This is a genomic window from Marinobacter nauticus ATCC 49840, from assembly GCF_000284615.1.
GTDB classification, from domain to species: domain Bacteria; phylum Pseudomonadota; class Gammaproteobacteria; order Pseudomonadales; family Oleiphilaceae; genus Marinobacter; species Marinobacter nauticus.
Genome location: NC_017067.1, coordinates 273149 through 289559 on the forward strand (window position 1 = coordinate 273149; position 16411 = coordinate 289559).

General features: G+C 61.1%; 9 protein-coding genes. 6 read left to right on the top strand and 3 right to left on the bottom strand.

Going from position 1 to position 16411, the window contains the following annotated elements; all coding sequences use genetic code 11:
* Positions 1–23: 23 nt before the first annotated feature.
* Both MARHY_RS01195 and gdhA read right to left on the bottom strand, forming a co-directional pair.
* A complete protein-coding gene (locus MARHY_RS01195) occupies positions 24–2612 on the bottom strand; it encodes a PEP/pyruvate-binding domain-containing protein (protein WP_014420218.1) in 2589 nt (862 codons plus the stop codon).
* Between the two features lie 7 nt (positions 2613–2619).
* Positions 2620–3969, bottom strand: a complete 1350-nt coding sequence (gene gdhA, locus MARHY_RS01200) for an NADP-specific glutamate dehydrogenase (protein ID WP_041654459.1) — start codon at positions 3967–3969, stop codon at positions 2620–2622.
* A gap of 251 nt (positions 3970–4220) precedes the next feature.
* Here gdhA and MARHY_RS01205 point away from each other — a divergent pair, with 251 nt between their 5' ends.
* The 3 genes from MARHY_RS01205 (at position 4221) to MARHY_RS01215 (ending at position 10744) form a co-directional block, all read left to right on the top strand.
* A complete protein-coding gene (locus MARHY_RS01205) occupies positions 4221–6266 on the top strand; it encodes a TonB-dependent receptor domain-containing protein (protein WP_014420220.1) in 2046 nt (681 codons plus the stop codon).
* 188 nt (positions 6267–6454) lie between these two features.
* Positions 6455–7507 (top strand): efflux RND transporter periplasmic adaptor subunit, encoded by a 1053-nt coding sequence (locus MARHY_RS01210; RefSeq protein WP_014420221.1) that lies wholly within the window; start codon positions 6455–6457, stop codon positions 7505–7507.
* A 6-nt stretch (positions 7508–7513) separates the two neighbouring features.
* A complete protein-coding gene (locus MARHY_RS01215) occupies positions 7514–10744 on the top strand; it encodes an efflux RND transporter permease subunit (RefSeq protein ID WP_014420222.1) in 3231 nt (1076 codons plus the stop codon).
* 10 nt (positions 10745–10754) lie between these two features.
* Here MARHY_RS01215 and MARHY_RS01220 read toward each other — a convergent pair whose 3' ends face one another.
* A complete protein-coding gene (locus MARHY_RS01220) occupies positions 10755–11201 on the bottom strand; it encodes a potassium channel family protein (protein ID WP_014420223.1) in 447 nt (148 codons plus the stop codon).
* 114 nt (positions 11202–11315) lie between these two features.
* Between MARHY_RS01220 and MARHY_RS01225 the strand changes: the two genes are divergently transcribed.
* From MARHY_RS01225 to MARHY_RS01235, 3 genes are read left to right on the top strand one after another with little or no spacing between them, the layout of a single operon-like run.
* Complete coding sequence (locus tag MARHY_RS01225) at positions 11316–12557, top strand: efflux RND transporter periplasmic adaptor subunit (RefSeq protein ID WP_014420224.1); 1242 nt, start codon at positions 11316–11318, stop codon at positions 12555–12557.
* Complete coding sequence (locus MARHY_RS01230) at positions 12554–15706, top strand: efflux RND transporter permease subunit (protein WP_014420225.1); 3153 nt, start codon at positions 12554–12556, stop codon at positions 15704–15706. Before MARHY_RS01225 ends, MARHY_RS01230 begins: the two co-directional genes overlap by 4 nt.
* Before the next feature lie 15 nt (positions 15707–15721).
* Entirely contained in the window at positions 15722–16405 is a 684-nt protein-coding gene (locus MARHY_RS01235) for an ABC transporter ATP-binding protein (RefSeq protein WP_014420226.1), read from the top strand.
* Positions 16406–16411 lie beyond the last annotated feature (6 nt).

Genomic DNA, 16411 nt, shown 5'->3' on the forward strand with positions numbered 1-16411 from the left:
ATATCGGCGCGAAAAACCTCTGGCTATTGCTTCGGGTCAACCGGCCGGTAGCACACCAGTTCCTGGCGAACCACATCGCCGGCCAGCTGAATAGGTGACTGATTCATGACATACATCCTGATGGCGCGTTCAATGTCACTGGCGTTATCGGGCTGGGAGATTTCTCCGGGCAGATGGTCAGGCTGGTAATGGCACTGCCCGGATTCCGGAAACAGCGCCACATAGGCAATACCGGTTTCCACCAGATCCTGAAAGAAATGAGAGCCATAGGACAGATCCGGCACCATGTCGCCGGCGTTTTCGGATACCTCCACCAAAGCACTGACCCCGGCGATATCGGCAAACCTGACCGGTACGCCCAGTTCCGGGCTGCTGGTGCCCCAGCGGCCGGGGCCGATCAGCAGGGTGCTTTTGCTGGATTCCCGCACGATCTCGCCGACACGGCGGGCGACTTCGTAACGCTGGTTGGTATTCAGACTGGCGTAAACAGCTGCATCTACACGGATGACCCGCTCGATCGCCAGATTGATGTTGCCGCCCATGAAATGGCCCTGGGTGCGGAAAATCTCCCGCTCTGCTGGCAGGTGTTCCGGCAGTGTGACTGGGCCGGTTTCGCCAATGGTGGCCAGTGGCCGGCACTGCACCAGGTTGAAGGCCGGTTCGCCGTGCTCATCCAGGTGCAGGGTGAACTCGACATCCACGGGATGCTGATAGCCGGCCTCCAGGGTCGATAACAAGGACGACAGCCGCTGAATAAACGAGCTGGCCTGAACCAGCGGCCGGAAGGTGAGCCGCCACACTGGCCCTGGCAGGCCAATCTGTTCCGCCCGAGCACTGGCGGCCCGGTCGATCTCGCCCATGTGCGCCATGGGCAGGTCGCTAACGGTTTCCAGTAACTGGCTCAGGGGCCGGGTTTCCAGATGGCCTTCCTGCAGGTCGAGCAGATCCACCAGATGCTGGGAGAACCGGTAGTGTTCGTCCGGATTGCGGAATGGTTGCCGGCCAGGATGGTCCAGCGCCATCACGCAGGCGTGGTCGCCTTCAATTCGATCCACGGCCCGGGTGCCCAACCCCATAACCAGGCGCACCATGCCCGCTTTCGGGTCCATGTTGCTGTCCCAGGCAAAGGTGTTTCTGGATACCCCAACGCCGGCCGCATCCGGCAGGTAGTAGCGGCCATGGAAACGGCCATTCACCCGCTGGATCAGCAGAGCCATAGGCTCCTCGCGCTGGTCCAGCCCCCGTTGTTTACGGTACACCAGAGCGTCTTCGCTCATGGACGAGGCGTAGACCTGTCGGATGGCATCTTCCAGTTCCGCCAGTCGCTGTTCCGGTGCCCCCTGGTTGATCAGGAAGACGCTGTCGTATTTGCCGGCAAAGGCGTTGCCGAAACCATCCTCCTGCAGGCTGGATGAGCGCACCAGGATGGGGTATTGGCCGTAGTGGTCGAGCAGGCGCTCCAGTTCCGAGCGGACTTCCGCCGGGAACTGCCCGGTCAGAATGGCCTGGCGCAGGGAGGGTGCTTCACTCAGATAACCCTCTGGCGAGCGTTGTCGCATGATGGCCGGCCACAGGCCATTGTGGACCAGAAACGCATAGTAGGCATCGGTGCCCAGGTAGCTGGAATCATGGGGTTCCAGATTCGGCTGCCAGAGTTCCGGGGCGTCTTGCAGCAGGATGTTTCTGGCGATCAGCATGCCCGTGGCCTTGCCGCCAATGTAACCGCTGCCAACCAGACGGCTGCGGATGGTGAGCAGATCTTCCAGGGTCAGGTAGCGGCGGGCCAGTTCCAGAATCTGGGGGTCCCGGCTGATCATAACCTGCAGAACCTGCTCCTGCAGATCGGACATGCAGGCCTGGTCCTGTTCATAGATGGCCCGGCTGACTTCCTGAAACAGTCTGTCCCAGTAATCCAGCAGGGGTTGGCGATGCAGGTGCTCGGATTCCAGCGAGGCCTGTAAGCGGGTGGCATCGCTGCTGTCGGTAATTGGCCGAAACTGGCCAGCCTGTTCCCGATGAGGCAGGAACATGGTCGGCGACTGGCGGCGCCAGGCCTTGATGGGATGAATCTGCACATCCTCGCCGTGGCGGTGCACATCGATCATCACCTGGGTGGTCTGGCGAATCCGGTCCAGGGTCATCCGGGAGTGTCGGTCCGGGTGCAGGGCGAACCAGGCGACAGTATCCAGCTCGAACAGGAAGGGACACACCACCCGGAAAAAATTTCCCACCATGGCATCGGTGGCCCAGGCGTTCAGTAGCTCACTCAGGCTGTCGCACACGTAGAAGGCGCCGCGGCCATGCTGTTCTATCAGGTGCCAGACTCGGCTGGTAAAACTTTCGAAGCCGCCGAGGGCATCAATGGTGATGGTGCGCACCGCTGGGTGCCGGTTAATGATCGGGGGATGCTCGCCGAAGCGGAGGTAGATAATCTGTCGGCCGGCGTCGGCGGCGGCGTCCAGAAAGGGAAGAACGAATCGGCGGTAGTCGTCCAGATCGGAGACCCGCCAGACAACGTTGTCGCCGATTCGCAGGCCATCCAGCACCTCATCCAGACCGGGCAGCCCGGTGGAAACCCGGTCTGCGGTCTGGTGAGGCTGCTGGCTGGTCATGGCGCGATCAGATCACGCCCATGGCGGTCATGGCCTTGGCCACACGGATGAAACCGTTGATGTTGGCACCCAGCACGTAGTTACCCTGTGCGCCGAATTCGGCGGCAGTTTCGTAACAGTTCTTGTGGATATCGATCATGATTTCCTCAAGGCGCTTCTGGGTGTAATCGAAAGTCCAGGAGTCGCGGCTGGCGTTCTGCTGCATTTCCAGGGCGGAAGTGGCAACACCGCCAGCGTTAGCGGCCTTGCCCGGGCCGTACGCAATCTTGGCGTCCTGGAAGATGATGATGCCTTCCGGCGTGGTGGGCATGTTGGCGCCTTCAGCAACCGCGATACAGCCGTTTTCCACCAGCATCTTGGCATCGCTGCCATTGAGCTCGTTCTGGGTGGCGCAAGGCAGGGCCACATCACACGGAATGCTCCAGATGTTGCCGTCTTCCACGTACTTGGCATCCTTGTGGTACTCAGTGTAGGCGCTGATACGGCGGCGCTCCACTTCCTTGATGCGCTTGACGGTCTGCAGGTCAATGCCTTTCTCATGCACGATCATGCCCTGGGAGTCAGAGCAGGCAATCACTTTAGCGCCCAGTTCGTGACACTTTTCGATAGCGTAGATGGCCACGTTGCCAGAGCCCGACACCACTACAGTCTTGCCTTCCAGCGAGTCACCGCGCGCTTTCAGCATTTCGTGGGTGAAGAACACGGTGCCGTAACCGGTGGCTTCGGTACGGGCGCGGCTTCCGCCCCAGTCCAGGCCCTTGCCGGTGAAGACGCCGGACTCGTAACGGTTGGTGATGCGCTTGTACTGGCCGAACAGGTAGCCGATCTCGCGGCCGCCTACGCCGATGTCACCGGCGGGAACGTCGGTGTATTCGCCCAAGTGACGGTACAGTTCGGTCATCAGGCTCTGGCAGAAACGCATGATTTCGTCGTCGGACTTGCCTTTCGGGTCGAAGTCGCTACCGCCTTTACCGCCGCCGATGGGCAGGCCGGTCAGGGCGTTTTTGAAGATCTGTTCGAAGCCCAGGAACTTGATGATGCCCAGGTACACCGATGGGTGGAAACGCATGCCACCTTTATAGGGGCCAAGGGCACTGTTGAACTCGACGCGGAAGGCGCGGTTGATGTGAATTTCACCACTGTCGTCCTGCCAGGGCACACGGAAGATGATCTGGCGCTCGGGTTCGCAGATGCGCTGGATAATCTTCTTGTCCGCGAACTCCGGGTATTTCACCAATACGGGCCCCAGGGTTTCCAGCACTTCGTGAACCGCCTGGTGGAATTCTTTTTCACCCGGGTTGCGATGAAGAACGTCCTGGAAGATCGGTTCGAGCTTTTCGTCGAGTTTTGCAGTCATGGTGTCATGCCCTCGGAATACGCGTATTGAAAGTCGCAGGAAAATGCGACCGCCCAAAAAAAGGGCACTGATTGCACCACAGGGGTGCGGTATTTGGCAAGTAAATCTGCTGCGAAGCCCCGCGCTCTAACCGACGGAGATACCCCCAAGGGGGTGCGGCATTGTGTCTCAAGCCAATGAAAATGAAGCGGCATACAATTCCGGCTAATTAGCAAAATACCTGATCAAAACGCCCCAAGGACCGCCAACCCATGATGAGAAAGACCCACCTGGCTCGCTGTATCAGCCTTGTGATGGCCGGCTATGCTGTCGCACCTCTTGCCAACGCCCAGTCTGAAACCGATGCCCCGATGTTGATCCGGGTGACTGAAGGTCAGTCTGCCGAAGCCGCCCGGCTCTCTGCCGCGGCCATTCAGACCGAACCCGTACAGCGACTGTCCTCGGATGCGGGGGTTTCCCTGTCACGCATGGGCGGCCGTGGTCTTGATCCGGTGATCCGTGGCCAGAACGAAGAGCGGGTTGAGGTGCTGCTCGACGGCATGCGGGTTGAAGGGGCTTGTCCGAGCCGGATGGATCCGCCCACCAGCCGTTTGAGCACAGCGCTGGCGCCGGTGCTGGAAGTGCGCACCAGCAACCGCACCCTGCGCTGGGGCCCGATTGCCGGCGGCCAGGTTGTGGCCACTACCGCCGCCCCGGAATTTGCTGATGATAACCGCACCACTGGCCACCTGACGGTCGGCGGTGCCGACAATGGCGAAGGCAAGCTGGTTAACGGCAGTGTGGCGGCCGGCAGCAAGGATACCTTCATTCGCCTTGCCGGCGGCTACGACGAAGCCGACGACTATGAAGACGGCGACGGTAACGAAGTCCGCAGCGCCTATAAAAACTCTGAAGGCCGGGTGGATGCCGCCTGGACGGCTGATAATGGCTTTTACATCAAGGGCCTGGTCAGCCGCCAGGAAGAGCGGGATGTAAAGTTTCCCGGCCGGGGTATGGATGCACCGACAACGGATACCGACCTGTACCGGCTGGAGCTGGGCGCGCCGGTTGCCAGCGGCGGCTGGAACCTGATGGCATGGCAGGCAGAGGTGGATCACGTGATGGATAACTTCAGCCTGCGTGAGCCGCCGGTAAATATGGGTATGCCCATGAAAATGCAGACCAACTCGGAAACCCGTACCCGGGGCGCCCGACTGGTGCTGGATCAGACCATCAACTACACCAAAGATATTGCCTTTGGTGTCGATGTGGAAAGCAATGAGTGGGACGCCACCATGTACAACGGCATGAATCTCGACCACGAGGCCTCTCTGATGTGGCCGGGCGTTGAGCGAGACCGGGTAGGTGTGTTTGTGGAAGCCTTCCACCAGATCCGCGCCAACGCCCGCCTCGGTGCCGGCATCCGTTATGACCGTGTGGAAATGGATGCCACTCGAGCAGACCAGACGTTTACTCCGATGGCCGGCGGTATGATGACGTTCTCCCCTTCCGGGCTTTACGCCTCGGCCTATGGTGCAAGCGATACCGAAGCCAACGATGACAACGTAAGCGGTTTCCTGACCGGAGAATGGCGTTTTTCTCCGGTCCAGGCCCTTGAGGTTACGGCCAGCCACAGCGTGCGCTCCCCCAGCGTGAATGAGCGCTATGTTGCTCGAAAGACCATGAAAAGCAGTTGGATCGGGAATCCGGATCTGGATACCGAAAAACACCACAAGCTGGAAGTCAGCCTGCCCGGCAACCAGGGAGAGTGGAGCTGGCGCCCGGCTGTCTGGGTGGACCAGGTGGATGACTATGTTTACCGCTTTGACATCCGCAATCCCAACAACACCACGGATACCCGCTACGAAAATATCAGCGCCCGCCTGCTCGGCGTAGAGGGCATGCTGGGATGGAGCAACGGTACCTGGAGCAGCACCAGCAAGCTGGCCTCGGTGCGCGGCGAAAACCGCGATGCCGACAAGGCGCTGCCGCGGATTCCGCCCATCCAGTTTATCCAGACGCTGGGCTGGCACTACCAGGGCCACACCCTGGAAGCCGAATGGCAACTGGCCCGTCGCCAGGATCGGGTAGACCTGGAATCCGGACTGGACCCCAGTACTTCACCGGGATACGGCGTATTCAACCTGTCCGGCACCCATCCGCTCATGGCCAATCTGAGCCTGACTTGGGCAGTGGATAACCTGTTCGACAATACCTGGGCGAACCATGTCAGCAAGGACAACCTGGCCGACAGCGGGGTGTTCCGGGTCAATGAGCCGGGGCGCACCTTGCGCGCAGCGCTTACGGCCCGGTGGTAAAACGATTATGGCGGTTGCCCGCTTCTCATAGCCGGCGGGCGACATTGATGCCCCGGGTGGAGGTCACTCCATCCGGGGTTTTTTTGTTGTTGATCAAGCCCGGTTCGCAAGGACAACAACTAGACTGAAGGGGGCCAGGGGTAATGCTACAATTGGTTATCAGGTAATTCTCTTAAGGAATAACGGCGATGGGCAAGTGCGTTCAGGCAATCCGGGTGCTGGTTCTGATGCTGATCAGTTCGGCTTTAGCGGCTGAGGACTTGGAAACGCAGGCGGTAACGCGGGCGGCTCTGCAGGAAACCGCCCATCTTGATGGTGTTATTGAAGCGGTTCAGCAGAGTACCGTATCCGCCCAGACCAGCGGTACGGTGGTGGAGCTGCCCTTTGATGTGGATGATTCCGTTGCCGCCGGTGATCTGATCGTGCGCCTGGAAGACAGCGAACAGCAGGCCCGGCTCAACCAGGCCGAAGCTGGATTGCAGGAAGCCCGTTCCGGATTGCAGGATGCCCGTCAGCAGTATCAAAGAATCGAAGCCATACATGAACGGGGCCTGGTGTCCCGGCAGGAATTTGACCAGGCCCGCAATAACCTCAACGCCGCCCAGGCTCGGGTAGAAAGGGCGGAAGCGACCGTGGCTGAAGCCCGAAAGCAGCTGGACTACACCCGTATTATCGCCCCCTATGGTGGCATTCTCACCGAACGGCATGTCGAGCTTGGTGAATCTGTGAGCCCCGGCCAGCCTCTGCTCAGTGGTCTGTCCCTCGAACAGCTGCGGGTGGTGGTGGACCTGCCCCAGAAATACGCCGATGTGGCCCGCAGCCAGCGCCAGGCCACCGTGACCCTGCCCGATGGCCGGGTGCTGGAGACCGGCGATATGACGTTCTATCCCTATGCCAACCCGCAAACCCATACCTTCCGGCTGCGCCTTCAGCTCAACGAACCCAATGGTGCCTTGTTCCCGGGCATGCTGGTGAAAGTGAGTGTGCCGGTGGCGAGCCGGGAGGCGTTGTGGATTCCGGCGTCTGCCCTGGTTCAGCGCAGTGAACTGCGGGCCGTGTTCGTGACCAACCCTGAGGGCGAGCCACGGCTGCGCCAGATTCGGCCCGGCGTTCGCGATGGTCAGCGGCTGGAGGTGTTGTCGGGGCTCAGTGCCGGTGAACAGGTAGTGAGCAATCCGGGGGTTCTGGTGGGCAGCGAAACACTGGCCATGCCCGGTTCCTCAGCGGCAAGCGGGGAGTAAGCGGCCATGAGTCAGGAATTGCCCCCGGTTGGCCCGTCCGGTGTCATTGCCCGGGCCTTTCAGAACAATCATCTGACCCCGCTGCTGGCCATTCTGGCGATCATCCTCGGTGTCCTGTCGGTGATCGTCACACCAAAAGAAGAGGAACCCCAGATTGATGTCACCATGGCCGACATCATGGTGGCGCTGCCGGGAGCCAGTGCCCGAGAAGTGGAAAGTGTGATTGCCACGCCGGCCGAACAGGTGATGAGTGAGATCAAGGGCGTAGAGCATGTTTACTCCGTGTCACGACAGGGCCAGGCGGTGGTGACCGTTGAATTCGAGGTCGGTATCACCCGACAGGAAGCACTGGTGCGGCTCTACAACCAGGTGTATTCCAACCAGGACTGGCTGCCGCCGGATCTCGGAGCCTCCCAGCCCCTGATCAAGCCCCGTGGCATCGATGATGTGCCGGTGATGAGCCTGACCCTGTTTGATCCCACCAACACCCATTCCGGGGAGGAACTCACCCGGCTGGCACACATGCTCGAAGTGGCCCTCAAGCGCGTGCCCGGTACCCGGGACATCTATACCCTCGGCAGCGTACCGGACCGGGTGGACATCCTGTTTGATCCGGCGCTGTTGGCGGGCTATGGCCTCACCACCGAGGACATCGCGAGTGCGCTCAATGCCGGCAACGCGGCCAGCCAGGAAGCCCGGGTAACCCGCGACAACGTCTCCATTCCGGTACAGGCCGGAACGCTGCTGGAATCCGTAGACGATGTCCGTTCCCTGGTGGTGGGCATGCACAATGGGGCGGCCGTCTACATGGATGATGTGGCGCAAGTGCGCCGTGGCGGGACGGTGCCGGACCAGAGCGTGATGGTCGGTTTCGGCCCGGCCCACCCGGAGCATAAGGCAGGCGTGGCCGGCCAGGTGTATCCGGCGGTGACGCTGGCGATTGCCAAGAAGCCCGGCGAAAACGCCATTGATATCACCACCGCCATCGAGCGGCGGCTGGATGAACTTCGTAACCGGGCCCTGCCACCGGATATTGAAGTGCTGGTGACCCGAGATTACGGGGTGACCGCCTCCGACAAGGCACAGAAACTGATCTCCGATCTGGTGTCCGCCACCGTGGCGGTGATGCTGCTGGTGCTGGCGGCCATGGGCTGGCGCCAGGCCCTGATTGTCGGTATTTCGGTACTGATTACACTGCTGCTAACGTTGGTGTTTTCCTGGGCCTGGGGCTTTACCCTGAACCGGGTGTCGCTGTTCGCGCTGATCTTTTCCATCGGGATTCTGGTGGATGACGCCATCGTGATCACCGAGAACATCAACCGGCGCATCCAGAACACTCGCCGTTCGATCAGGGACATCATCCCGGTGGCGGTGGATGAGGTGGGTACCCCCACCATTATGGCGAGCCTGACCATCATGGCCGCGCTGCTGCCCATGGCGTTTGTGACTGGCCTGATGGGCCCCTACATGAGCCCGATTCCCATCAATGCCTCGGCCGGCATGGTGGTTTCGCAGATCGTCGCCTTTGTGGTCGCCCCCTGGCTGGCCTTCCGTTTGCTGAAACACAAAAAGGGCCAGGAGCTGGACGACGGCGGTGAGGCCGCCAGTTCCGCCGAGGGTGCCAGCCCGCTGGCGATGAAGATCTTCAACGGTGTGTTGGGACCGTTTCTGGGCGAGCATGCCTGGCGCCGCCGTTTTCTGGGTCTTGGCGTGGTGCTGCTGACGCTGGCGGCAGCGTCCTTGCCGGTCTTTCTGGCGGTCATTCTCAAGATGCTGCCGTTCGACAATAAATCCGAGCTGCAGGTGATTCTGGATATGCCTGAGCGCACGCCGGTGGAACAGACCCAGCGGGTGCTCACTGATATGGGCCATTATCTGGAAACGGTGCCGGAAGTCACCGACTGGCAGACCTATGCCGGTACCGCATCGCCCATCAATTTCAACGGGCTGGTGCGGCAGTATTATCTGCGCAGCGAACCCTATCAGGGCGATATTCAGGTAAACCTGGCCGGCTCCGGGCACAGAGAGCGGCCATCACACCAGATTGCCCAGAGCCTGCGTGGCCCGCTGACAGCCATTGCCGATCGCTACGGTGCCAAGGTGAAAATTGTTGAGGTGCCACCGGGGCCGCCGGTGCTGTCGCCGGTGGTGGCCGAAATCTATGCCGCGGATGCCTTCCGCCGGGCGGAACTGGCAACCCTGATTGCTGACGATATGAACGGTATCGAGGGGCTGGTGGATATTGATACCACCCTGGAGGCCCCTACCCGGCAATGGGAAGTGGTGGTAGATAGGGCTCGGGCAGCCCGGCTCGGGGTCTCCCAGGCGCTGGTGGTCAGTACCTTGCAGACCGCGCTGGGCGGGGCTGGTGTCAGTTATCTGCATGATGACCAGGCCAAATACCCAGTGCCGATTCGGGTGATTCTGGCCGAGGGTGACAAGGCACAGCCCTCGGCCCTGCTTTCGGTACAGGTGCGCAGTCGCAGTGGTGAACTGGTGCCGTTGGCCAGCATCGCAGACGTGCGGGAGGCGGACTGGATGGGGGCCATCTATCATAAGGATCTGCTGCCAGTGACCTACGTCACGGCCGATATGGCCGGAGACATCGACTCGCCCCTCTATGGCATGTTCCGCATGGTGGACTTGCTGGAAAACCAGGCGGAGGCTCCGGAGCAGTTCTTTATCCAGCAACCGCCGTTGCCGGAAAAAGGTACTCTGAAGTGGGACGGTGAGTGGCAGATTACCTATGAAACCTTCCGGGACATGGGCGCCGCGTACAGCGTGGGTGTCTTCATGATCTTTGTGCTGCTGGTGGCCCAGTTCCGCTCCTATTTGCTGCCGCTGATCATCATGGCTCCGATTCCGTTGACCCTGATCGGCATCATGCCGGGCCATGCTCTGCTGGATAAGGAGTTCACCGCCACCAGCATGATTGGCATGATCGCCCTGGCCGGCATCATTGTGCGTAATTCCATCCTGCTGGTCGTATTTATCCAGCAATTAATGGAAGAAGGCATGGCGCTTGATAAGGCGGTGGTCATGGCGGGTGCGGTGCGCATCAAGCCTATCCTGCTGACGGCTATATCGGCCATGGTGGGCGCTTACTTTATCCTGAGCGACCCCATTTTCAACGGGCTGGCAATTTCGCTGGTGTTCGGCCTGGCAATGTCGACCCTGTTCACCGTGATCGTGGTGCCCTTGCTTTATTACACCCTGGCCCGTTGCAAATGGATCTGAGGCGTGGTGGCTATCGGGTTGGCCAGTAGCGCTGCATTTCCAGGAACAGGAACGAGGCACTCCAGGTGATCAACATCAGGCCAGTGAGGGCCTCGATGCCGGTGAGGTGCCGGAGTTGGCCGACGGCCTCGATATCGCCATAGCCCAGCGTGGTGAAGGTGGTGAAGGAAAAGTAGGCACAGTCCAGCATGGTGCCACTGAAGTTACCTGTTAGCTGGCCCCAGCCCTCGGCGTGGTGCATGAAATAAAAGGCCGTGGCGAAGATCCAGACTTGCAGGGCATGGGCGGTCAGGCAGCCGAGCACCGCCACAATCAAACGGAAATGGTGGCTTTGACGCATGCGTGCGAGAAGGCCGCTCAAACGGATCAGGACTTCGTTATGTATCACTACAACGGCACACACCAGAAGGATGTTCAGCAGGGTGACGTTGATCAGAGTATCGTGAGTGGCGTCCAACGGAGTCGGTCCTGAAGCCGGGAAACCTGCCGGAGTAATCCGGAACCTGTTGAAAATTGTATAGTAAATTCGTTGCCTTCGCGCATCTTCATTTAATCAGAGTATTGACTGTCCATGTCCAGAAAACTGCTTCCCCTGTTGATGATCGCCCTGGGTATTGCCGGCTTCCTGCTTTTGAAGGCAACCCGGCCGGAACCGGCGGAAGTATCCGCCACCGAGCGCAGCTGGCTGGTGCAGGTGCAGGAGGTCAATCCCACTCAAGCGACCCCGGTGTTGCCTCTGTATGGTGAGGTGGTGGCGCCGGATCTGCAGACCATCACCGCGACCCTGGCCGGGCGTATCGACCGGTTACCGGTGCGGGAAGGGCAGCAGGTGAGCGAAGGCGACTTGCTGGTCGCGCTGGATGCCGCCGATATCGAGCCGGTACTTGCCCAGGCCCGGGCCCAGGTCGCCGACCTGGAGGCGCAGGTGCGGTCCGAACAGGTGCGATACCGCAACGATCAGCGATCCCTGGAGAGTGAAAAGGCCATTCTGGACAACGCCCGTCGCCAGTTTGAGCGTATTCAGTCGCTGGTTGAGCGCAACCTGGCCTCCCGCGAGAACCTTGAGGCTGCCACCGATGCGCTGGCCAGGGCGGAGTTGACCGTTCGTACCCGGGAGCGGGCCATAGCCGAGCATCCGGCCCGGCTGCAAAGCCTGGAAGCCCGGTTGTCGCAGGCCCGGGCCAGTCTGAGCACGGCAGAACTGGACGGTGAGCGGGCGGTATCAACAGCGCCTTTTGACGGTATGGTCACCAACCTGCAAGTGGCGGCTGGCGATCAGGTATCCCGCAATCAGGCGTTGTTGAGCATCTATCCGATACAGGGGCTGGAAGTCCGGGCGCGGGTGCCGCAGATGTATCTCGGCGAGTTGGTGGATGCCCTGGCCGGGGGGGCAACACTAACGGCTACCGCCGAGGATTCCGGCCTGCGCTTTGAGCTGGTCCGGTTTGCTGGCCTGTCTGATCCGGCCGGCACCGAGGCGGTGCTGGAGCTGAACGGGGAATCGGGAGCCTTGCGGCCCGGGGCTTTGCAGCCACTGCTGCTGCAGCGGCCAGCAAGGGACAACCTGATTGCCATACCCTTCAGCGCACTGTACGGGGCCGACAGTGTTTACATCATGACTGATGATAACCGCATGCAGCGGGTGACGGTGCAACGGGTCGGCGAGGCACTCAGCGAGAACGGTGAGCGCCGGTTGTTGATCGCCAGTGAACACCTGAAACCGGGCATGCACCTGATCACCACCCATCTGCCCAATGCGATCACCGGCCTGAAAGTAAAGCTGGCGGATAGCGAGGGAGCACCGGCCTCATGAGTCGCAAAAAGGGTGTGATCGGCTTTTTTGTCCATCACCGGTTAGCCGGCAATCTGGTGATGCTGGTGATGTTGCTCGGTGGCGTAATGGCCCTGAGCCGCATGAATATCCAGTTCTTCCCTACTTTCGCCCTGGATGTGGTCAGCGTGCGGGTGGTGTGGAGTGGTGCGTCGGCCGAGGATGTGGAGCGCGGTATTACCGACCCGCTGGAGCAGCGTCTGCGCAGCGTCGACGGCCTCAAGAAGATGACCTCCACGTCGGCGCAGGGGGTGTCGTCCATTACCCTGGAATTCCATGAAGGCACCGACCCGATACAGGCAGTGGACGACGTGCGCCAGCAGGTCGACGAATTCAACAACTTGCCGGCGGATGCCGAAGAACCGCAGGTGGCCAGGGTAGAACGGTACGAACCGGTGGCCCGGCTGCTGGTTTACGGTGATGTCGACCGGGCCGAGTTGCGCCAGCTGGTGTACCGGTTTGAGGATGAATTGCTGGACCGGGGCATCGACCGGGTCACGCTCCGGGGCCTGCCGGAGCAGCAGATCAGCATTGATGTGCCGGTGGAGCGGCTGGAATCCCTGGGCCTGTCGCTGGAACAGATTGCCGACCGGGTGGCGTCGCTGTCCCGTGACCTGCCGGCGGGGATGATGGCTCAGCAGGATGCCACCCGAGAGCTGCGGGCGGTGGAACAGCGACGCAGCCCCCAGGCCTTCGAGACCATTCCGGTGCTCAGCGGTGATCGCATCCGCATGCAACTGGGTGACATAGCCATCATCCGCCAGGAAGCCCGGGACAACCAGACGGTCATGGAAAACAACGGCATGCCCGCCGTAGAGCTGCAGCTTCAGCGGGCGGAAAATGGCAACTCCCTGACCGCAGCGCGGGTGTTTGAGTCCTGGCTGACGGATACCCGCCCGACCTTGCCGGCCACCGTAAAAATCAAGGTGTATGACGAAACCTGGCAGCTGATTGAAGACCGGATTTCCTTGCTGGTGAATAACGGCCTGGGTGGTCTGGTGCTGGTGGTGGGGCTGCTCTACCTGTTTCTTCCCGGGCGGGTCGCCGCCTGGGTGGCGGTGGGTATTCCCACCGCCTTTCTCGCCGCCCTGGGGGTGCTATGGCTGATCGGCGGCTCCATCAACATGATTTCCCTGTTTGCCCTGATCATGGCCCTGGGGGTGATCGTTGACGATGCCATCGTGGTGGGGGAGGACGCGGACGCCCATGCCCGTATGGGAGAGCAGTCCATCTATGCCGCCGAAGGCGCTGCCAAGCGTATGGTCTGGCCAGTACTGGCTTCGTCCCTGACCACGGTGGCGGCGTTCATGCCACTGCTGGTGGTGGGAGGTGTAATAGGCAATATCCTGGGCGATATTCCGGTGGTGATGATCTGCGTGTTGATTGCCTCTCTGCTGGAGTGTTTTGTGGTCTTGCCAGCCCATCTTCGCCATGCTTTTGTTCGCAAGGTTTCCGAGAATCAGCCAGAGCGACGCCCTCACGCCGTGGCCCGTTTGCGCCGGGGATTTGAGCAACGGTTCGATACCTTCCGCGACGGCCCTTTCCGCCGGTTCTCCCGCTACAGCCTGAAGCACCGGGGCATGACCGTAGCCTCGGCACTGGCGTTGGCTATTGTCACCGTCGGCCTGCTGGCCGGTGGACGGCTTGGGTTCAATTTCTTCCCGACGCCGGAACCATCGGTGTTCTACGCCAATGCCAGCTTTGTGGCGGGCACGGACAAGGACACGGTGGCGCGCTTCATCCGGGAAATGCAGCGCTCACTCACTGAAACGGAGGGGGCCCTGGGTGGCGATCTCGTACTCCATGCCGTGACCACCTACGGCGCTACTCAAGGAGCTGAGGGCAGTTCCCGGAACGATGATGAGCTCGGCTCCATGCTGGTGGAGCTGGTGCCTTCGGACAGCCGTTCCGTGCGCAATGCCGAGTTCATTCGGGAATGGCGCAGCCGAATGACGCTGCCAGCCGGACTCGATGCCCTGAACATCAACGAGCGCCAGGCCGGCCCGCCCGGGCGAGATGTCAATGTGCGACTGACCGGTGATGACGCAGAGGCCCTGAAGCGGGCAGCGGATGAAGTGGCCCAGGCTCTGGATACCCTGCCGGGCGTGCTGGATGTGGAAGACGATATGCCCTGGGGCCGGGAACAGTTGCTCTATCAGGTCAGCCCTTATGGTGAGGCTCTGGGGCTGACCACTGTGGATCTGGGCCGACAGTTGCGGGCGGCATTTGATGGCCGGATCGCCCAGATCTACCAGGATGGTCGCGATGAGGTGGAAGTCCGGGTGCAGTTGCCGAGGGCGCAACGGGAGCAATATTCCACCCTGGAGCGCATGACCATCCGCATCCCCGATGGCCGTTTTGTACCGCTGACCCAGGTGATGAACCTGGATCACCGTCAGGGATTCCAGGCCCTGCGTCACGCCGATGGCAAACTGGCGGTGGAGGTCACTTCGGCGCTGAATACCCGGGTTGCCACCACCGACCAGATTCTTGAAAGCCTGCAGTCCGGGCCTTTGCCGGAGATCGCCAGTCGTTACGGTGTGCGCTACAGCTTTGAGGGCCGCTCGGCCGATCAACGCGAAACCATGGCGGACATGCAAACGGGGCTGCTTATCGGTCTGGCCCTGATGTATGTGGTGCTGGCCTGGGTGTTTGCATCCTGGAGTCTGCCCCTGATCGTCATGGCGATTATTCCCTTTGCCTTGGTCGGTGCCCTGCTGGGCCACTGGATCATGGGGCTGCAGCTCACCATACTGTCCCTGTTCGGGTTGTTCGGCCTGTCCGGTATCGTGGTGAATAACGCCATTATTCTGGTGGCTTTCTACAACCAGCAACGGCAGAAGGGGCTGGACATCACGGATGCCCTGAATGAGGCCGCCGTGCAGCGGGTTCGCGCGGTTCTGCTGACGTCCCTGACCACTATTGGGGGGCTGACACCGCTGCTGTTCGAAACGTCGTTGCAGGCCCAGTTCCTGATTCCTATGGCAACGTCGATTGCCTTTGGCTTGGGACTGTCCACCTTCCTGGTGCTGCTGGTGATTCCAGCGCTGTTGTCCTGGGTCGAGCAATTCCGGGAATGGCGTGCCCAACGCAGGAACGGTGCGGCAGAACCTCTGGGGGCTGCCGACTGAATACCGGGAGAAAGCATGGCCGATAACCTGATCAGTGCCACCGGCCTGAGCAAACAGTTCGAGAGCGGCGACCAGCATGTGACCGTGTTGCAGGAACTGAGTGTGCATCTGGGGCGAGGCGAGTCGCTGGCGCTGACCGGCCCGTCCGGGTCCGGGAAAAGCACGCTGCTGAATATTCTCTGTGGCCTGGAGTCTCCCGGTTCCGGTCGGCTGGCGATGTTGGGACAGCCTTTTGCCGGGGATGGCGCGCCAATGGGCAAGGCTCTGGAGCGGGCCTGGTGCGAATTGAGGCAGAGCCGACTCGGCGTGGTCTTTCAGGATGCCAACCTGATGCCGACCCTGTCCCTGCTGGATAATATCCGGTTGCGAGCGCGCCTGGCTGGCCAGGACGACACCAGCGCTGGCGACTGGCTCCAGAGGTTGGGCATTGGTGATCTGGGCCAGCGTTATCCGGATCAGGTTTCCGGTGGCCAACGCCAGCGGGCTGCGCTGGCCATGGTATTTGTTACCCGGCCGGCACTGATTCTGGCGGATGAGCCGACCGGTAGCCTGGACCGGAGGGCGGCAGAGACTGTCGCCGATGAGTTGTTCGAACTCCAGGCCCGCCATGGTTGTGGGCTAGTGCTGGCTACCCACGATGCGGACCTAGCAGCCCGTTGCCTTCATCAGTTGGACCTCGGGCACCAGGGCGGGCCCTGAAGACCT